This window comes from Arthrobacter oryzae, from assembly GCF_031454875.1.
GTDB classification, from domain to species: domain Bacteria; phylum Actinomycetota; class Actinomycetes; order Actinomycetales; family Micrococcaceae; genus Arthrobacter; species Arthrobacter oryzae_D.
Window position 1 is genome coordinate 414,894 of record NZ_JAVDRQ010000002.1, and the last position, 19,502, is coordinate 434,395.

Consider the following 19,502-nt stretch of genomic DNA (forward strand, 5'->3'; position numbering starts at 1 on the left):
TGTGCTAGACCTTCCGCAGCAGCATGCGGCGGATGGAATGATCCGCTTCCTTGGTGAGCACCAGCTGCGCCCGGCCCCGCGTGGGAAGGACGTTCTCCTCCAGGTTGGGCTCGTTGATGCGCTTCCAGATCTCGCGCGCTGTGGTCTCGGCCTCATCGTCGGACAGTGTGGCGTAGCGGTGGAAGTAGGACTCCGGCTGGGCGAAGGCAGTGGTGCGCAGTTTGCGGAACCGGTCCACGTACCACTCCTCAATGTAGGAGGTCTTCGCGTCCACATAAATGGAGAAGTCGAAGAAATCGCTCAGCGCGAGCCCCTGCTTGCCGTCGTGGCGGGGACGGGCCGGCGCCAGGACGTTCAGGCCCTCCACGATCAGCACGTCCGGCCGGCGGACCACCACTTCCTTGCCGGGCACAATGTCGTACGTGACGTGGGAGTACCAGGGAGCGCGGACCTCTTCCGCGCCGCCCTTGATCTCACTCACGAAGCGGAGGAGCGCGCGGCGGTCGTAGGACTCCGGGAAACCCTTGCGCTCGAGGAGGTGCCGGCGCTTGAGCTCGGCCAGCGGATACAGGAAACCGTCCGTCGTAATGAGCTCGACGTTGGGTGTCCCGGGCCAGCGGCGGAGCATCTCCCGCAGCACGCGGGCGATGGTGGACTTGCCCACGGCCACTGAACCGGCCACGCCGATCACAAAGGGCGTGCGCTGCGTCTGCTCGCCGAGGAACGTGGTGGTGGCGGAATGCAGCTGGCCTGCCGCCTCCACATAGAGGTGAAGCAGGCGGGAAAGCGGCAAATAGACTTCGCGGACTTCCTTCATGTCCAGCGGATCACCGAGCCCTCGGAGACGGACCACGTCCTCTTCATTAAGAGGCTGTTCCATCTGGGCTGCGAGCCGGGACCAGGTCTGCCTGTCCAGCTCCACGAACGGGGAGACACCCTCTCCATTCGCTTCATTGCGTTGCAAAGTCACGTATGAGATTCTGCCCTCCGCGACGCTGAGAGCGAAATGGATGGCGTCTGGACCACCGTAACGGAGCCCGGCGACGGCGTTGCGGGGACTGCACCGGACGGCGCGGGACCGCTCCTCCATATAAGCTTGGCTCTATGTGTGGAATCGTAGGATACGTAGGCCATTCGTCAGGCCGGGTAAATGTTGGCCACGGCGCGTTGGACGTTGTCCTTGAGGGACTCCGCCGCCTGGAGTACCGGGGGTATGACTCCGCCGGCGTCGCCGTGGTGGCTGACGGGACCATTTCGTCCCGGAAGAAGTCCGGAAAACTGAGCAACCTGCTCACCGAACTGGAAGAGCGTCCGTTGCCGGATTCCGTGACCGGAATCGGTCACACCCGCTGGGCAACCCATGGCGGACCCACCGACCAGAATGCGCACCCGCACCTGGCCGACGGCGGCAAGCTGGCCCTGATCCACAACGGCATCATCGAAAACTTCGCCGAGCTCAAGCTCGAACTGCTCGAAGGCGGGGCCACGTTCGCGTCCGAGACGGACACCGAAGTGGCCGCGGCCCTGCTGGGCGACATCTTCCGGAACAAGCTGGGCGGCGATCCCTCCAACGGCGGCCTGACCAGGGCCATGGAGCTTGCCTGCCAGCGCCTGGAAGGCGCGTTCACCCTGCTGGCCGTGCACGCGGACCAGCCCGACGTCGTCGTCGCCGCCCGGCGCAACTCCCCGCTCGTGGTGGGCCTGGGCGAGGGCGAGAACTTCCTCGGCTCGGACGTCTCGGGCTTCATCGACTACACCCGCCGCGCCGTGGAGCTGGGCCAGGACCAGATCGTGACCATCACCGCGGACACCGTGGAGATCACCGACTTCTTCGGTGCCCCGGCCCAGGGCAAGGAATACCACGTTGACTGGGACCCGGCCTCGGCCGAGAAGGGCGGCTACCCGTCCTTCATGGAGAAGGAAATCCACGACCAGCCCGACGCCGTCGCGAACACCCTGCTGGGCCGCTCGGACCTTGACGGGAAGCTGACCCTCGATGAAATGCGCATCGACCCGGAGCACCTGAAGAAGATCAACAAGATCATCGTGCTCGCCTGCGGCACCTCCGCGTACTCGGGCCAGGTGGCCAAGTACGCCATTGAGCACTGGTGCCGGATCGCCACCGAGGTGGAGCTCTCCCACGAGTTCCGCTACCGCGACCCGATCGTTGACGAGAACACCCTGATCGTGTCCATCTCCCAGTCCGGCGAGACCATGGACACCCTGATGGCTGTCCGGTACGCCAAGGAGCAGGGCGCCAAGACCCTGTCCATCTGTAACACCAACGGCTCCACCATCCCGCGTGAGTCCGACGCGGTGCTGTACACGCACGCCGGGCCGGAGATCGCCGTGGCGTCCACGAAGGCGTTCCTTGCGCAGATCACCGCCGCGTACCTGCTGGGCCTGTATTTGGCACAGTTGCGCGGCAACAAGTTCCAGGGCGAGATCAAGGACATCCTGGCCGATCTCGGCAAGGTCCCGGCGAAGATCCAGCAGGTCCTGGACCACGTGGACGAGATCAAGGAACTGGCCCGGTCCATGGCAGGCGCCAAGTCGGTGCTGTTCCTCGGCCGGCACGTCGGGTTCCCGGTGGCCATGGAAGGCGCGCTCAAGCTCAAGGAACTGGCCTACATCCACGCCGAAGGCTTCGCCGCCGGTGAGCTGAAGCACGGCCCGATCGCGCTGATCGAGGAGGGCCAGCCGGTGTTCGTGGTGGTCCCGTCCCCGCGCGGCCGGAACTCGCTGCACGCCAAGGTGGTCTCTAACATCCAGGAGGTCCGGGCCCGCGGCGCGAAGACCATCGTTATCGCCGAGGAAGGGGACGAAGCGGTCAAGGCCTACGCCGAGCACGTCTTCTACATCCCGGAGACCCCGGTGCTCCTGGCGCCCCTGCTGGCCGCCGTTCCGCTGCAGATCTTCGCCCTCGAACTCGCCACGGCCAAGGGGTACGACGTGGACCAGCCACGCAACCTGGCCAAGAGCGTGACCGTAGAATAAGCCGCATGATTGTTGGCATTGGCGTAGACGTCGTAGACATTGAGCGGTTCGGCAGGCAGCTGGAACGGACTCCCGGCCTCCGGGACAGGCTGTTCGTTCCTGCAGAGCGCGAGCTCAACACGCGTTCCCTGGCCGCGCGCTTTGCGGCCAAGGAAGCCGTGGCCAAGGTCCTGGGCGCTCCCGCCGGGATGAACTGGCAGGACTGCTGGATCGGACTCGACCAGAACGGCCCCACCATCCAAGTCAAGGGCACCGTGCTGGCCGTCGCCGAGTCCAAGGGCGTCAAGCGCTGGCACCTGTCGATGAGCCACGACGGCGGGATCGCCACGGCGACCGTCCTGGCGGAGGGCTGACGCGGACTTTTCACCTGCCAGCCCTGCCGCGGACCCAGCACCGATTGGACTGAACACATGATCAGCGCCTACACCGGAACCCAGATACGGGAGGCCGAACAACGGTTTTTTCAGGCAAGCCTGAGCTCCGGTGCGGGCGCTGTTCTTATGCAACGGGCCGCTTACGGACTGGCCAACGCCGTGGTGCGCGAACTCTCCTTACGCGGGATCCGCCGCTACGGCGCGAGCGTCGCGGTGCTGGCCGGCAAGGGCAACAACGGGGGAGACGGGCTGTTCGCCGCCGCGTTGCTGGCAGCCCGAGGCATGCGTGCGACGGCGGTGCTCACCGCCGGGGAAGCCCACCCCGACGGCCTGGCGGCCCTGGAGCGCGCGGGCGGCCGTATCCGGATACTCTCCGATCACAACGCCGGTGAGCTGGCGGCGGAAGCGGCCAGCACCGACGTCGTGATTGATGCCGTGTTGGGGACCGGCGCCAAGGGCGGACTCCGGGGCGAAGCGGCGTCCCTCGTCGGCAAGCTCCGGGCTGCACCCCGCGGCTTCGTGGTGGCCTGCGACATTCCCAGCGGCGTGGATGCGGACACCGGCGAAGCCTATGACCCCGTTCTGCCCGCGGACATCACCGTCACGTTCGGCGGCGCGAAAGCCGGACTGTTCGCCGACCCCGGCGCCGATTACGCCGGGCAGGTCCAGGTCGTCCCCATAGGCATCGAAACCGACCTGCCGTCACCGGTGCTGCGGCGCCTTGAATCAGCCGACCTGGCCCGGCTCCTGCCCGCGCCGGAGCGCCGCTCCCACAAGTACTCCCGCGGGGTCCTTGGCGTTGTGGCCGGCTCGCAGCTGTACCCCGGGGCCGCGGTCCTGGCCTGCCGCGGTGCCCTGTCCGCGGGCGCGGGGATGGTCCGGTACCTCGGTCCGCCCGAACCTACCCGGCTGGTCCGCCAGGCGTGCCCTGAAGTGGTGTGCGGGCCGGACAGCGTCGCCGACGCCCACGTCCAGGCCTGGCTGGTTGGCTCCGGAATTGCCGACGGCGACGATGAACAGCTGCAGCGCGTGCGGGACGCCGTCGATACGGGGCTGCCCGTGGCCGCCGACGCTGGTGCGCTGCCGGCCCTGCCGGACGCCTTGGCACGTCATGTGGTGCTGACACCGCACGCCGGCGAGCTGGCGCACCTACTGCAGCGCTACGGGATCGACCTAGGACGGCAGGGCGTGGAGGGCGCCACGCTCGAGGCTGTGCGCCGGGCCGCCGAAAGGACCGGAGCCACGGTGCTGCTCAAGGGCGCAACCACCGTGGTGGCTGCGCCGTCAGGCCCCGTTTTCAGCCAGGCCGAAGCCACGCCATGGATGGCCACCGCCGGAAGCGGGGACGTGCTGGCCGGGGTCCTCGGCTCCCTGCTGGCACAGCACTCGGACGACGAGGACAAATTTACCGCTTTCGGGATTCCCCCGGACCAGCGCTGGGCGGCCATAGCAGCCATGGCGGCAAGCGTGCATGGCCGTGCCGGAGCCGCTGCCTCAGCGGGCGGCCCTGTGACCGCCGGCGCCATCGCAAACACCGTTCCCGAGGTGATGCGGACGCTGTAAGGATCGGCCGCCAAGCGCGGGAAATTAATAGTAATCCTACTTACTAGTAGTCTGTCTAAGATTTGTTCGTTCGCACGAGGAGTACATATGGAAGTCTGGCCCGGATCGGCATACCCGCTGGGAGCCACCTTTAACGGCACTGGCACGAACTTTGCGCTGTTCAGCGAAAGGGCTGAGAAGGTGGAACTGTGCCTCTTCGACGCGGACGGCGCGGAAACCCGGATCGAGCTCCTCGAAGTAGACGGCTACGTCTGGCACTGCTACCTGCCCCACATCCAGCCGGGACAAAAGTACGGGTACCGCGTCCACGGCCCGTACGATCCGGCCTCCGGTAACCGGTTCAACCCGAACAAACTGCTGCTGGACCCGTACGCGAAGGCTGTCCACGGCCAGATTGACTGGGACCCGGCGCTGTTCTCCTACAACATGGGCGATCCCGATTCCCGCAACGATGCCGACTCCGCGCCGCACATGATGATGGGCGTGGTGATCAACCCGTTCTTCGACTGGGAGGGCGACCACCTGCCCCGCGTGCCGTACCACAAGTCCGTGATCTACGAGGCCCACGTAAAGGGCCTGACCCAGCTGCACCCCGAGGTTCCGGAGGACCAGCGCGGCACCTACGCCGGCGTGGCCCACCCCTCGGTCATCTCCCACCTGCAGAAGCTGGGCGTCACCGCGATCGAGCTCATGCCCGTGCACCAATTCGTCAACGACGGCATCCTGCAGGACAAAGGGCTCAGCAACTACTGGGGCTACAACACCATCGGCTTCTTCGCCCCGCACAACACCTACAGCTCCACTGGTGATACAGGCCAGCAGGTGCAGGACTTCAAGGCCATGGTCCGCTCGCTGCATCAGGCGGGCATCGAAGTGATCCTCGACGTCGTGTACAACCACACCGCCGAAGGCAACCACCTTGGCCCCACGCTGTCCTTCAAGGGCATCGACAACGCCGCTTACTACCGGCTCATGGACGGCGACGAGAAGCACTACATGGACTACACGGGCACCGGCAACTCGCTCAACGTCCGCCACCCGCACTCCCTGCAGCTGCTCATGGATTCACTGCGGTACTGGGTCACCGAAATGCACGTGGACGGCTTCCGGTTCGACCTCGCCTCCACCCTGGCCCGCGAATTCTACGATGTGGACAAGCTGTCCACCTTCTTCGAACTCATCCAGCAGGACCCGGTAGTTTCCCAGGTCAAGCTCATCGCCGAGCCGTGGGACGTCGGCCCCGGCGGCTACCAGGTGGGCAACTTCCCGCCGCAGTGGACGGAATGGAACGGCAAATACCGCGACACCGTCCGCGACTTCTGGCGCGGCGAACCATCCACCCTTGGCGAGTTTGCCTCGCGGATCACCGGCTCCGCCGACCTCTACGAGCATTCCGGACGCCGGCCGGTGGCATCCATCAACTTCGTCACGGCCCACGACGGCTTCACCCTGTCGGACCTGGTGTCCTACAACGAGAAGCACAACGACGCCAACGGCGAAGGCAACAACGACGGCGAATCCCACAACCGTTCCTGGAACTGCGGCGCCGAAGGCCCCACCGACGATCCCAAGGTCCTTGCCCTCCGAGCGCGGCAGCAGCGCAACTTTATCGCCTCACTGCTGCTGTCCCAGGGTGTTCCCATGCTGCTTCACGGCGACGAACTGGGCCGCACCCAGCAGGGCAACAACAACGGTTACTGCCAGGACTCCGAACTGACCTGGATCAACTGGGACAACGTGGACCAGCCGCTCATCGAGTTCACGGCCGCCGTCAACGCACTCAGGCACAGGCACCCCACATTCCGCCGCAGCAAATTCTTCGACGGCAGGCCGGTGCTCCGCGGCGAGGGAGAAAGGCTTCCGGACATCGAATGGCTGGACGTTGACGGCTCCACCATGAAGCCAGATGACTGGGACAGCGGCCTGGGCCGGTCCATTGGCGTATTCCTCAACGGTGATGGCATCCAGGGCCTGGACGAGCGGGGGCGGCGGATCACCGACGTCAACTTCGTGCTCTACTTCAATGCGAACGTCGAAGAAGTAAAGTTCACCCTGCCATCCGACGAACACGCCCCGGCCTGGGACGTCATCATCGACACCGCCGGGCACAACGCCGACACCGAACCCGTCGAAGCAGGCGGCGTCCTGGCCGTCGACGCCAAGTCGCTGGTGGTACTCCGCGCGCACAGCACCCCGGAAGTCGAGCCGGACCACTCTGTGGCGGCTTCGCTGGCGGCCCTGTCCCAGACCTCCACCAGCGAGACTGCGGCGCTGACCAGCCCCATGATCGCGGAGCCGGGGCAAGTCAAGAAAACCAAGAGGAAGCCAGCGGAGTCATGAGGACGCCCGTCTCCACGTACCGTCTCCAGATCCGCCCTTCCTTCACGCTCCAGGACGCCGCCGCCACGGTGCCCTACCTGAAGTCGCTCGGCGTGGACTGGATCTACCTGTCCCCGATCCTGACGGCGGAGAAGGGATCGGACCACGGCTACGACGTCACCGATCCGTCCACGGTCGACCCGGACCGCGGCGGTCCGGAAGGGCTCGAGGCAGTGTCCCGGGCTGCCCAGGACGCCGGCATGGGCGTGCTCGTGGACATCGTGCCCAACCATGTGGGGGTGGCCTCGCCGTACCAGAACCCCTGGTGGTGGTCCCTCCTCAAGGAAGGCAAGCAGTCCCATTACGCCGACGCGTTCGACGTCGACTGGGACTTCGCGGACGGCCGCGTCCGGCTGCCTGTGCTGGGCAGCGACGACGACCTCGACAAACTGGAAATCCGCGAAGGCGAACTCCGCTATTACGACCACCGGTTCCCGCTGGCGGACGGCAGCTACTCCGAAGGGGATGACCCGCGCGAGGTCCACGCCCGGCAGAACTATGAACTGGTGGGCTGGCGCCGCGCGGACAACGAGCTCAATTACCGGCGCTTTTTCGCCGTCAATACGCTGGCCGGCGTCAGGGTGGAAATCCCGCGGGTGTTCGACGAAGCGCACGAGGAAGTAGTGCGCTGGTTCCGCGAGGGGCTGGCGGACGGGCTCCGGATCGACCACCCCGACGGGCTGGCGGACCCCGAAGGCTACCTCCGCCGGCTCCGCGAAGCGACCGGCGGCAGCTACCTGCTGATCGAAAAGATCCTGGAACCCGGGGAAGCGCTTCCGGGCTCCTTCGAATGCGAGGGGACCACCGGCTACGACGCACTGGCTGACGTGGACCGGCTCTTTGTCGACGCCGAGGCCCAGACGGCGCTGGACCAGCTCGACGGCAGGCTCCGCGGCGGCGAACCCGCCGACTACGAAGAGATGATCCGCGGGACCAAGCGCAGGATCACCGACGGCATCCTGCACTCGGAGATCCTGCGGCTGGGACGGCTGGTTCCGGCCGAGGCGGGCCTGGAAGCCGAACCTGCTGCCGATGCAATCTCCGAAATCATTGCCGCCTTCCCGGTGTACCGGACCTACCTCCCGTTCGGGGAGGAAGTCCTGAAGGAAGCGTGCAGCCTGGCTGCGCGGAACCGGCCCGACCTGGCGCAGGCGGTGGCGTTGCTGCAGCCGCTGCTGCTGGACTCACGTTCGGCGCTGGCTCAGCGGTTCCAGCAGACATCCGGCATGGTGATGGCCAAGGGCGTGGAGGACACCGCGTTTTTCCGCTACACCCGGCTGGGGACCCTGACCGAGGTGGGGGCCGATCCCACTGAGTTCGCCGTCGATCCGGCGGAATTCCACCGCCGGATGGCACGGCGCGAGGCCGAACTGCCGCTCTCCATGACCACGCTCAGCACGCACGACACCAAACGCAGCGAGGATACCCGGGCGCGGATATCGGTGATTTCCGAGTTCGTGGCGGAATGGGACAAGGTCCTGGCCCGACTGCAGGAACTTGCCCCGCTGCCTGACGGGCCGCTCGCCAGCCTCCTGTGGCAGGCAATTGCCGGCGCCTGGCCCGCGTCACGGGAACGCCTGCAGCAGTATGCCACCAAGGCTGCGCGCGAGGCCGGGAACTCAACCGACTGGCTCGACCCGAACGAAGCGTTCGAGCAGAAGCTGGCCGCCGCCGTCGACGCCGCGTTCGACAACCCGGACGTCCGCGCGGAACTGGAGTCCTTCGTGGCCCTCCTGGAGCCGTACGGTGCCTCGAACGCGCTGTCCGCGAAACTGGTGCAGCTGACCATGCCGGGAGTTCCGGACGTCTACCAGGGCACGGAGTTCTGGGACCGTTCCCTCACCGATCCGGACAACCGGCGGCCCGTCGACTTCGCCGCCAGGCAGCGGACACTGGCCGCGCTCGACGCGGGCGAGCGTCCGGCGTCGTACCAGGATGACGCCGCCAAACTGCTGGTGGCCTCACGGGCGCTCCGGCTACGGCGCGACCGGCCGGAGCTCTTCACCGGCTACACGGCACTCGCCGCGGCCGGGCCGGCAGCGGCGCACCTGCTGGCCTTCAGCCGCGGAACCGGCGCCGACAGCTCCGCAGGTGCCGTCACGCTGGCCACCCGGCTGCCGCGCCGGCTGGAACAGTCCGGCGGCTGGCGGGACACCTCGGTGACCCTCCCGGCTGCAATGACCGATGAGCTCACAGGTGCCAGCTTCGAGCCCGGGCAGGTGTCCGTTGCGGACGTCCTGGCCACGTACCCCGTTGCCCTGCTCGTCCCCGCCAGCACTGCCACCTCCACCGGAACGGAGAACAACGGATGACCTCCACTGCAAGCCGAAGCCATCGTTTCGATATCTGGGCACCCGACGTCAGCGCCATCACCCTGGTGGCGGACGGCGCTGAATACCCGATGAGCCAGCGTGGCGGGGGCTGGTGGACTGCCCCGGCTGCCCCCTCCGAGGGCGAGGTTGACTACGGCTACCTGCCCGGAACGGACACCACTCCGCTGCCGGATCCCAGGTCCCGCCGCCAGCCGGAGGGCGTCCATTCGCTGTCCCGCACCTTTGAGCCGTCCGCCCATCAGTGGGCAGACGGGGATTGGCAGGGCCGGGAGCTGCAGGGCGCCGTCATCTACGAACTGCACATCGGCACCTTCACCACCGAGGGCACCCTTGAGGCCGCGGCCGGAAAGCTGGGCTACCTCAAGGAGCTCGGCGTCGACTTCGTGGAACTCCTTCCCGTCAACGGCTTCAACGGCACCCACAACTGGGGCTACGACGGCGTCCTCTGGTACGCCGTCCACGAGGGGTACGGCGGGCCTTCCGCCTACCAGCGCTTTGTGGACGCCGCACACCGCGCCGGCCTGGGCGTCATCCAGGACGTGGTGTACAACCACCTTGGTCCCAGCGGGAACTATCTGCCGCGCTTCGGGCCCTACCTCAAGTCGGGGGAGGGGAACACCTGGGGTGACTCGGTCAACCTGGACGGGGACGGGTCCGACGAGGTCCGCCGCTACATCCTGGACAATGCGGCGATGTGGCTCCGCGACTACCACGTGGACGGGCTGCGGATCGATGCCGTGCATGCCTTCAAGGATGAGCGGGCAGTCCATCTCCTGGAGGAATTCGGCGCCCTGGGCGACGCCGTGGCCACCGAAACCGGCCGGCCGATCACCATGATCGCCGAATCGGACCTTAACAACCCGCGCCTGCTGTACCCCCGGGACGTCAACGGGTACGGGCTGGAGGGGCAGTGGAGCGACGACTTCCACCATGCGGTCCACGTGAACATCAGCGGGGAGACCGAGGGGTACTACAGCGACTTCGATTCGCTGGGCGCTCTGGCCAAGGTCCTGCGGGGCGGCTTCTTCCACGACGGCAGCTACTCCAGCTTCCGGGGCCGGCACCACGGACGGCCCATCAACACCGGGCTGGTGCACCCCGCCGCACTGGTGGTGTGCAGCCAGAACCACGACCAGATCGGCAACCGCGCCACCGGCGACAGGCTGTCCCAGTCGCTGTCCTACGGGCAGCTGGCCCTGGCCGCTGTCCTCACCCTGACGTCTCCGTTCACGCCCATGCTCTTTATGGGCGAGGAATACGGCGCCACCACGCCCTGGCAGTTCTTCACCTCGCACCCGGAACCGGAGCTGGGCAAGGCGACGGCGGAAGGCCGCATCAAGGAGTTCGAGCGCATGGGGTGGGATCCCGCCGTCGTGCCTGACCCGCAGGACCCGGAAACCTTCCGGCGTTCAAAACTGAACTGGGATGAGGCCGAAGAGGGCCATCATGCCCGCCTCCTGGACCTCTACCGGTCGCTGACCGCGCTGCGGCGCAGCACGCCGGAACTGGCTGGCCTGGGGTTCACGGACACCGCGGTGAACTTCAGCGAGGAGGAGGGCTGGCTACAGTTCCGGCGCGGGGACGTGCACGTCACGCTGAACTTCTCGGAGCAGGCGGTCAAGCTCGACGACGCCGGCGGAACCCTGCTGCTCTCCACCGATGAGGCAACCCGGCCGGACGGCGCTTCGCTGGTACTGGCGCCCTGGAGCGCGGCCATTCTGCGGGCCTGAACGCCGGATCCGCTTACGGTTACGCCGCGGGCTGTTCATGTCAGCCCGCGGCGTAACAACGGACTTGTTGGCTGTAGCCTGCGTCACAGCTGGCAGGATAGATCGTATGACTTATTCGGCAGCGGACAACCGCTATGAATCCATGCCCTACCGCCGCGTCGGACGCAGCGGCCTCAAACTTCCGGCCATTTCCCTTGGCCTCTGGCACAACTTCGGCGACGATAAGCGATTTGATGAGCAGCGCGCCATCCTCCGCCGCGCCTTCGACCTGGGCGTCAACCACTTTGACCTGGCCAACAACTACGGTCCGCCGGACGGCTCCGCCGAAACCAACTTCGGCCGCCACTTGCAGGACGACTTCAAGCCGTACCGTGACGAGCTGGTCATCTCCACCAAGGCCGGCTACTACATGTGGCCCGGCCCGTACGGCGAGTGGGGCTCCCGCAAATACCTGATCTCCAGCCTGGACCAGTCCCTGCAGCGTATGGGACTGGACTACGTGGACATCTTCTACAGCCACCGCCCGGATCCGGAAACACCCATGGAGGAAACCATGGGCGCACTGGACTACGCCGTGCGCTCCGGCAAGGCGCTGTACGCAGGCATCTCCTCCTACACGCCCGAGCAGACCATCGAGGCGGCCCGGATCCTCAAGGAACTCGGCACCCCGCTGCTCATCCACCAGCCCAGCTACTCCATGCTGAACCGCTGGACCGAGAACGGAACGCCGAACCTGTACGAGGCCCTCGAAGAGGTCGGCGCGGGTTCCATCGCGTTCTCGCCGCTGGCCCAGGGCATGCTGACGGACCGCTACCTGAACGGCGTCCCGGCCGATTCGCGTGCGGCCAAGGAACGGTTCCTGTCCGAGTCGGCCCTCACCGAGGACAAGCTGGACCGGGTCCGCGGACTCAACAAGATCGCGGCGGACCGCGGGCAGTCGCTGGCACAGATGGCCATCGCCTGGATCCTCCGTGACCAGCCCAAGGGCACACCGGTCACGTCCGCACTGGTGGGCGCGTCCAGCGTCAAGCAGCTGGAGGACACCCTGTCCGCCATCAACAACCTGGCGTTCACCCCGGATGAGCTCACAGCGATCGACGAGTTCGCCGTCGAATCCGATATCAACCTCTGGGCGCAGAAGTAGCCAGGGAGCAACAGAGCGCGTAACACAGGCGCCGGGGCCGGCCGGGAACATCTCCGGCCCCGGCGGTGTTAGTTAGAATGCAAGGGCGCCCAATGGCGCTGTGCCCATCAGCCGTCGCAGCACATCAGAGTGCTGCCGCGCAGGGCACGTGAAGTTTGTTCTCAAAGGAGTTCCGTGTCTTCAAATCCGATTCGTGTTGCCATCGTCGGTGTGGGTAACTGCGCTGCTTCCCTGGTCCAGGGTGTCCACTACTACCGGGATGCCGACCCCAAGGCCACGATCCCCGGTCTGATGCACGTGGAGTTCGGCAAGTACCACGTCAACGACGTTGAATTCGTTGCAGCCTTCGATGTGGACGGCAAGAAGGTCGGCGTTGACCTGGCCGACGCCATCCTGGCCAGCGAAAACAACACCATCAAGATTGCCGACGTTCCGCCCACCGGAGTGACCGTCCAGCGCGGCCACACCCTGGACGGCCTTGGCAAGTACTACCTCGAAACCATCGAGCAGTCCCCTGCAGAGCCGGTCGACGTCGTCCAGGCCCTCAAGGACGCCAAGGTTGACGTCATGGTCTGCTACCTGCCCGTCGGGTCGCAGGAAGCCGCCGAGTTCTACGCCCAGGCCGCGATCGACGCCGGTGTGGCCTTCGTGAACGCGCTGCCCGTGTTCATCGCCGGCACCAAGGAGTGGGCCGACAAGTTCACCGCCGCCGGAGTCCCGATCGTGGGCGATGACATCAAGAGCCAGATCGGCGCCACCATCACGCACCGCGTTATGGCCAAGCTCTTCGAAGACCGCGGCGTCACGCTGGACCGCACGTACCAGCTCAACGTCGGCGGCAACATGGACTTCAAGAACATGCTGGAACGCGACCGCCTCGAGTCCAAGAAGATCTCCAAGACCCAGGCCGTCACCTCCAACGTCGAAGCCGAGCTGGCCGCCAAGGACGTCCACATCGGCCCGTCCGACTACGTCCAGTGGCTCGACGACCGCAAGTGGGCCTTCGTCCGCCTCGAAGGCCGCAACTTCGGCGACGCCCCGGTCTCGCTGGAATACAAGCTGGAGGTCTGGGATTCACCCAACTCCGCCGGCGTCATCATCGACGCGATCCGCGCCGCCAAGATCGGCCTGGACCGCGGCGTGGGCGGCCCGCTGCTCTCCGCGTCCAGCTACTTCATGAAGTCCCCGCCGGAGCAGTTCAACGACGACCTCGCCCGTGAAAAGGTCGAGGCCTTCATCCGCGGAGACCTGGAGCGCTAAGCCCTTCCGCTTTCCCGCGACGCTCTCTCACTTCCTGCAGTTTTTTGGGCGATCCTCTCTCACTTCCTGCAGGTTTTGGCACGACGCTCTCTCACTTCCGTGGGGGAGCTTCGCGCGTTAAGGGCCCTGTTCGTAGCGCCGGATAGCATGGCTGGCCTGGGCAAGGGCGAGGAGCTTCAGCAACAGCTGGCTGTGCATGTGCATGCCGACGGCAGCGGTGAGGATGAGCTGGTCGTCGCTGTCCGGGGCCGTCGTGGCTGCAATGTCGAGCTCGGCGACGTCGTCCATTGCCTTGCTGTAGTTGTCCAGGAGCTCGCCGGACACCGGGATATTGAGGCTTTTCATCAGCTCGAGATGGGCGTTCAGGGCGTTTCGGGCATCGCTGGGATAATCGGGCCAGTTCCGGAGGCGCACGACGGCGTCAGTCGCCGGTGCGCGGACGTCGCCACCGCCGGCGGCGGGGGTGTCCAGGTGCAGCACCACGCGCTGAACGGCAGCCAGGAGCGCAAGGCGCGGGGCGCCGTCGTCGGCGATTTTGAGGAGGCCGCGGATCTGTTCGATGTTCAGCCCGACGATACGGCGGAGCGCCTGGATCAGTTCGAGCCGCTCGACATGCCTGGCGGAATACTGTGCACGCGTTGCATGGATGGTCTCGCCGGCCGGAAGCAGGCCCTCGCGCAGGTAGTACTTGATGCTGGCGGCGGAGACTCCCGTCCGCCCGCTCAGTTCCTTGAGCTGCATGCGCGCCCCTTCCTGCAGGGCTCCGGGACCGTTGGATAGCGGAACCGGCGCCAACTATCCTGATGTACACGAGTTGGATAGTAGCTCTATCCTAATCATATGGAGCCTTGGAATGTACTGCTTGTCAGCCATGTGATCGCCGCGCTGTTCGTCCTCGCGATCGGCCCCATTCAAATCCTCCGGCGACGCCGTGACCGCATCCACCGCACCATGGGCTATCTGTGGGTAGCCGCCATGTACTACGTCTGCCTCAGCAGTTTCTGGATTGTGACCGCCGGGCATTTCACCTGGCTGCACGGGCTGTCCGCCTTCACCATCGTGACGGTCACCCTTGGCCTGGTCAGCGCCATCCGTGGCAACATCCGGTCGCACCTGGGCAACATGATCGGCAGCTACATCGGCATTGCCGTGGCGTTCGCCTTTGCCGTCGCCGTGCCGGGACGGGCCATTCCGCAGCTCCTCGCCCAGGACCCGGCCACCGCGGCCTACATTGCCGGGCTGGTGGTGCTGAGCGTGCTGGTGGTGTTCGTTTCCCTCAAGCGCGGCGGCTCCGCGGGTGCATCGAGCGGTTCAAAGGACCAGACCCCCTCTCACTTCCTGCGCGTTTAGTTCCGATCCTCTCTCACCTTTGGTGGGTTTTGGCGGGACGCTCTCTCACATTTGGTGGGCTGTGGCGGGACGCTCTCTCACCCCGCGTCGGCGAAGCCGGCTACATGGGGATGATCCAGCCACGCAGTACGTAGCGTCCGCTTGATCTTTCCGATGGCGCGTTGGAAGCCGTCAGCATGATCGTCCTTGTTGAATATCAGGACTGTCCATCCAGCCGATTCGAACGCCTTGTTCCGCCGCCTGTCACTCAGGGACTGAGCGTCAAGAAGGTGATGCTCGCCGTCGTACTGGATGGCAATCCGCCGGTGTCGGTAGCCAAGATAGGCGCTCGGGGTCATAGCGCCGTCCCGCAACACCAGCTGGAGGTCCGGTTCAGGAAGGCCAGCATCGGCCATCGCCAAGCGGAGCAGCGATTCGGGTGCGGAGTCCGCCCCCCACGCGCATCAGGTCCAAGGCTTCCCTAGCACGGACAATGCCCTGCAAATTTGGATGGCGGCTGACCAAGGACCGGAGCCCATCCAGGGTGTCGTAGGGCTGCGTCCGGCCCTCGAAGTCCACTCGCGGAACGCGGATTAGCTGATCGCCCATGCACACGAGGTCACTTACAGACAGCCGCCGCGCCAGATCCAGCCACGTCCGCGACCGGGTGGTGATCCGGATGCCGTCGACCGATTCAATTTCGTCCTCCTGGGCGAAGACCGTATGGCCGAAAACGCCTTTGCGGCGCACCGAGGGCAAGGACACGGGCTTGCTCAGATGGAGCTCCGTCGAGTCCGCGAGCCAGGGCGGCAACAGCTGGCACCGAAGCCGTGCTGCAGTGACGTGCGAAATCCAGGCACCGGGCGATGCGGCAGACAACGCCCGTGCCGCGCCTTCCAGTTCGAAGCTCCAGTCCGAGGGGCGGTACAGTCCGCGTCCAACGTGGACCACATCCTTCCGCCGCAGCCGGTCCGGGGAAACTCCTGAAGCCCGCGCCGAATCCAACGTGAACGGAGCAGTTGCCAGCGGTCGAGGAAGATTGTTGCACTTTTGCATGCTGGCATTGTGACGCGAAACTCGATGATGCCGCAGAAGATATCCACAGGTAGTCCCTGCGGGCACGGGAAGTGAGAGAGCGTTGGGGGAAAGGCGGCGGGAAGTGAGAGAGCGTCGGGGTGGAACCGGCGGGAAGTGAGAGAGCGTTGGGGTGGAACCGGCGGGAAGTGAGAGAGCGTCTAGAAGAGGCCCACGGGCCTGCCGGTGTCGTCCACGTCCATCCGCATGGCCGCCGGAACCTTCGGCAAGCCGGGCATGGTCATCACGGCGCCCGTCAGCGCCACGATGAACCCTGCGCCCGTCTTCGGAATGAGGTCGCGGACGTGGACCGTGAAGCCCTTGGGCGCGCCCAGCTTGGTGGCGTCGTCGCTGAATGAGTACTGCGTCTTGGCCATGCACACTGGCAGGCCGGCCCAGCCGTTCTTCTCGATGTCGGCCAGGCGTTTGAGGGCAGGGACCGAGAAATCCACGCCGTCGGCCCCGTAAATTTCCTGCACAATGGTCCGGATCTTGTCCTCCACGGACAATTCCAGCGCATACAGGTGCCGGAAGCTGTGCGGAGCGTCTAGCGCTGTGAGCACCTTGGCGGCGAGTTCGTCGCCGCCGTCCCCGCCGCCGCCGCGGCCCCAGACGTCGGCCACAGCGGCCTGCACGCCCTCCCCGGCACACCACTCCAGCAGCCAGTCGAGCTCTTCCTGACTGTCCGTGGCGAACTTGTTGATGGCCACCACCGGTGTAATCCCGAACTTCTCGACGTTCCGGATGTGCCGCCGGAGGTTGGTCACACCAGTGGCGAGGGCCTCCACGTCGGGCTCCTTCAGCCGGCCCCTGGCCACCCCTCCGTGCATCTTCAGCGCCCGAACGGTTGCTACGAGCACGACGGCGGACGGCGCCACGTCTGCCACCCGAGCCTTGATGTCCATGAACTTTTCGGCACCGAGGTCCGCGCCGAAGCCGGCTTCGGTGACCACGATGTCCGCCAGCCGGCGGGCCGTCTGGGTGGCGATCAGCGAATTGCACCCGTGGGCGATGTTGGCGAACGGTCCGCCGTGCACCAGCGCGGGCGTCCCGGCGATGGTCTGCACGAGGTTGGGCTTGATCGCATCCCTGAGCAGCATGGTCAGGGCGCCCTGAACTCCCAGGTCTGCCACCGTCACGGGCTCACGGTCGTACGTGTAGCCGAAGGTGATGCGGCCCAGCCTGGACCGGAGATCGGCAATATCGGTTGCCAGGCAGAATACCGCCATGATCTCCGAGGCCACAGTGATGTCGAATCCGTCCTGCCGTGGAATGCCCTGCACGGGCCCGCCCAGGCCGATCACCACTTCGCGGAGCGAACGGTCGTTCATGTCCAGTACCCGCTTGAACGTCATCCGTCGCGGGTCGATGTTGAGTTCGTTGCCCTGGAAAATGTGGTTGTCCACCAATGCCATGAGTGCGTTGTTCGCGGAGGTGATGGCATGGAAATCCCCGGTGAAGTGCAGATTGATTTCCTCCATGGGCAGCACCTGGGAGTAACCCCCGCCGGTGGCCCCGCCCTTCATTCCCAGGACAGGACCCAGCGACGGCTCGCGCAGCGCAATCATCACCTTCCGGCCGGCCCGGGCCAGCGAATCGGCCAGGCCCACTGTTGTGGTGGACTTCCCTTCGCCTGCCGGAGTAGGTGACATGGCCGAGACGAGCACCACCTTGCCCGGCTGACGGTCAGGAGCACCGGCCGGCGCCGTGAGCTTTGCCGGATCAATCTTTGCCTTGTACCGGCCGTAGAGTTCCAGGGCGTCGGCATTGATTCCTGCCGCGGCGGCGATTTCCCCGATGGGCCGCATGGTGGCGCGCTGGGCGATTTCGAGGTCACTCATGGCGTTGGTGTCAGACATCTTCGTCCTTCAGTTCGTGGCTTCAGGGAAAGCCGTTCGGGGGTTCCCGCCCGGCACTGCCCGGCTTACGGCGTGTGGCCCACCGGAATTCTGTGACTGTCAACGTACTGGTCGACGGCGGCATGGTAGCTTTCCAGCGTGATGGCGGCGGTCCGCTGCCACCCGAAGCTCTGGGCCTGCAGGGCTGCCGCCCGCCCCATGTCCTCGCGGGTGGCGGGATCGTCGTAGAGCGCCTCCAGGACGTCCGCCCAGTCCGCCGCCTTGTGCCCGTCCACCAGCAGGCCGGTCCGTCCTTCAAAAATGGCCCGGGACAGTCCGCCCACCCTGGTGGCGACCACGGGGGTCCCGCAGGCCTGGGCTTCCAGCGCCACCAGCCCGAAGGATTCACTGTAGGACGGCATCAGCACCACGTCGGCGGCGCGGAACCAGGCGGCCAGATCCGGTGCGTTCACCGGCGGATGATGGGTGACGACGTCGTCCATTCCCGCGGCACCGATCAGCGACTTCAGATCGAAGTCCTTGGCCCCGCTGAGTGCACCCAAAATAGTGACCTGCAGGTCGATGTCCGGGCGGCGGGAGCGGAGCAGGGCCGCCGCCTTCAGGAGGATTTGCGGGCCTTTGAGCCGCTGGATCCGGCCGGCGAACAGCAGATGGAACTTGCCGGCAGGCACTCCGAGCTGCGCGCGGGAACGGCTCCGGAACGCCGGAGTGAACACCGTCAGGTCCACGCCCGGGGGAGCCACGTCGATGAGGTCGAAGTCGGCGTTGTAGTGCGAGACCAGCTCGGCGGCTTCAGCCGGGGTGTTCGCGATCAGCCGTGCCGCGCCGTCCACAATCCGGTGTTCGCCGTCCTCGCGCCGCCGCGGTTCGGGCTTCTCGCCGGAGTGCAGGAGGAGGTTCTTGACCTTGGCCATGGTGTGCATGGTGTGCACCAGCGGCACGCCCCAGAGCTCTGAGAGCTCCAGGCCGGCCACCCCGGAGACCCAGTAGTGCGAATGGATGACGTCGTACCGGCCGTGCGGCTGACGCTGCCGGATGCGCTCGATCTCCGCCACCATGCTGTGCAGCAGCTCCGGGAGTTCCTCTTTGGGCAGCTTTCGCGGCGGGCCGGAGATCACGTTGTGGACGCACACGCCGGGGTCCGGGTGTTCGACGGCGGGCTGTGACGCGGACGTTGACCGCGTGAAGATCTCCACCTCCACGCCGCTCGCCGCCAGCGCCGAGGCGAGCCCCCGCACGTAGACGTTCATACCGCCGGCATCACCGGAACCGGGCTGCTCCATGGGCGAGGTGTGCAGGGAGAGGAGTGCGACACGGCGGATCAGAGTCACGGCTCTCCCTTCAGCTGGCGGAACTGCATCCGATAAAACACTACTCCTGTACCGCCCCGGCTTTCACAGCGCCGCGTTCTTCACAGCGCCCGGCAGCCGCAGATTCAGCCGGCACGCAGCCGGCCCTGA

The 19,502-nt window shown here is 66.1% G+C and carries 15 protein-coding genes; 9 read left to right on the forward strand and 6 right to left on the reverse strand.

Annotation, left to right across the window (positions count from 1 at the left end):
- Positions 1 to 4 precede the first annotated feature (4 nt).
- The gene (coaA, locus tag J2805_RS05225; protein WP_309970185.1) at positions 5 to 970 is read right to left on the reverse strand and encodes a type I pantothenate kinase; all 966 of its coding nucleotides are present in this window, start codon (positions 968 to 970) and stop codon (positions 5 to 7) included.
- A 134-nt stretch (positions 971 to 1,104) separates the two neighbouring features.
- Here coaA and glmS point away from each other — a divergent pair, with 134 nt between their 5' ends.
- The 8 genes from glmS (at position 1,105) to J2805_RS05265 (ending at position 13,780) form a co-directional block, all read left to right on the forward strand.
- Positions 1,105 to 2,997: a glutamine--fructose-6-phosphate transaminase (isomerizing) gene (gene glmS / locus J2805_RS05230; RefSeq protein ID WP_309970188.1), complete on the forward strand. Its 1,893-nt coding sequence runs from the start codon at positions 1,105 to 1,107 to the stop codon at positions 2,995 to 2,997.
- Positions 2,998 to 3,002: 5 nt separating this feature from the next.
- Positions 3,003 to 3,350 (forward strand): holo-ACP synthase, encoded by a 348-nt coding sequence (locus tag J2805_RS05235; RefSeq protein ID WP_011692749.1) that lies wholly within the window; start codon positions 3,003 to 3,005, stop codon positions 3,348 to 3,350.
- Between the two features lie 57 nt (positions 3,351 to 3,407).
- Positions 3,408 to 4,934 carry an NAD(P)H-hydrate epimerase gene (locus J2805_RS05240; protein ID WP_309970216.1) on the forward strand — a complete coding sequence of 509 codons (1,527 nt, stop codon included), beginning with the start codon at positions 3,408 to 3,410 and terminating at the stop codon, positions 4,932 to 4,934.
- Between the two features lie 87 nt (positions 4,935 to 5,021).
- Positions 5,022 to 7,274, forward strand: coding sequence for a glycogen debranching protein GlgX (gene glgX / locus J2805_RS05245; RefSeq protein WP_309970218.1), 2,253 nt, complete (start codon positions 5,022 to 5,024; stop codon positions 7,272 to 7,274).
- Complete coding sequence (treY, locus tag J2805_RS05250; RefSeq protein ID WP_309970221.1) at positions 7,271 to 9,625, forward strand: malto-oligosyltrehalose synthase; 2,355 nt, start codon at positions 7,271 to 7,273, stop codon at positions 9,623 to 9,625. The genes glgX and treY overlap by 4 nt, the downstream gene beginning before the upstream one ends.
- Positions 9,622 to 11,376, forward strand: a complete 1,755-nt coding sequence (gene treZ, locus J2805_RS05255; protein WP_309970223.1) for a malto-oligosyltrehalose trehalohydrolase — start codon at positions 9,622 to 9,624, stop codon at positions 11,374 to 11,376. The genes treY and treZ overlap by 4 nt, the downstream gene beginning before the upstream one ends.
- Positions 11,377 to 11,482: 106 nt before the next feature.
- Positions 11,483 to 12,520 carry an L-glyceraldehyde 3-phosphate reductase gene (mgrA, locus tag J2805_RS05260; RefSeq protein WP_309970225.1) on the forward strand — a complete coding sequence of 346 codons (1,038 nt, stop codon included), beginning with the start codon at positions 11,483 to 11,485 and terminating at the stop codon, positions 12,518 to 12,520.
- 174 nt (positions 12,521 to 12,694) lie between these two features.
- Complete coding sequence (locus J2805_RS05265) at positions 12,695 to 13,780, forward strand: inositol-3-phosphate synthase (RefSeq protein ID WP_309970228.1); 1,086 nt, start codon at positions 12,695 to 12,697, stop codon at positions 13,778 to 13,780.
- 117 nt (positions 13,781 to 13,897) lie between these two features.
- Here J2805_RS05265 and J2805_RS05270 read toward each other — a convergent pair whose 3' ends face one another.
- Positions 13,898 to 14,521: a MerR family transcriptional regulator gene (locus J2805_RS05270; RefSeq protein WP_309970230.1), complete on the reverse strand. Its 624-nt coding sequence runs from the start codon at positions 14,519 to 14,521 to the stop codon at positions 13,898 to 13,900.
- Between the two features lie 99 nt (positions 14,522 to 14,620).
- On the opposite strand from J2805_RS05270, the gene J2805_RS05275 reads away from it, so the two are divergent.
- On the forward strand, positions 14,621 to 15,130 hold the full coding sequence (locus J2805_RS05275; RefSeq protein WP_309970233.1) for a DUF2306 domain-containing protein: 510 nt from the start codon (positions 14,621 to 14,623) through the stop codon (positions 15,128 to 15,130).
- Positions 15,131 to 15,207: 77 nt separating this feature from the next.
- On the opposite strand, the gene J2805_RS05280 is transcribed toward J2805_RS05275, so the two are convergent.
- The 4 genes from J2805_RS05280 to mshA all read right to left on the reverse strand — a co-directional run bounded on the left by J2805_RS05280 (position 15,208) and on the right by mshA (position 19,373).
- Complete coding sequence (locus tag J2805_RS05280; protein WP_309970235.1) at positions 15,208 to 15,468, reverse strand: DUF559 domain-containing protein; 261 nt, start codon at positions 15,466 to 15,468, stop codon at positions 15,208 to 15,210.
- 34 nt (positions 15,469 to 15,502) lie between these two features.
- A complete protein-coding gene (locus J2805_RS05285; RefSeq protein ID WP_309970238.1) occupies positions 15,503 to 16,165 on the reverse strand; it encodes a hypothetical protein in 663 nt (220 codons plus the stop codon).
- A gap of 179 nt (positions 16,166 to 16,344) precedes the next feature.
- Positions 16,345 to 18,042 (reverse strand): formate--tetrahydrofolate ligase, encoded by a 1,698-nt coding sequence (locus tag J2805_RS05290; RefSeq protein ID WP_309970241.1) that lies wholly within the window; start codon positions 18,040 to 18,042, stop codon positions 16,345 to 16,347.
- Positions 18,043 to 18,107: 65 nt separating this feature from the next.
- Entirely contained in the window at positions 18,108 to 19,373 is a 1,266-nt protein-coding gene (gene mshA, locus J2805_RS05295) for a D-inositol-3-phosphate glycosyltransferase (RefSeq protein ID WP_309970243.1), read from the reverse strand.
- Positions 19,374 to 19,502 lie beyond the last annotated feature (129 nt).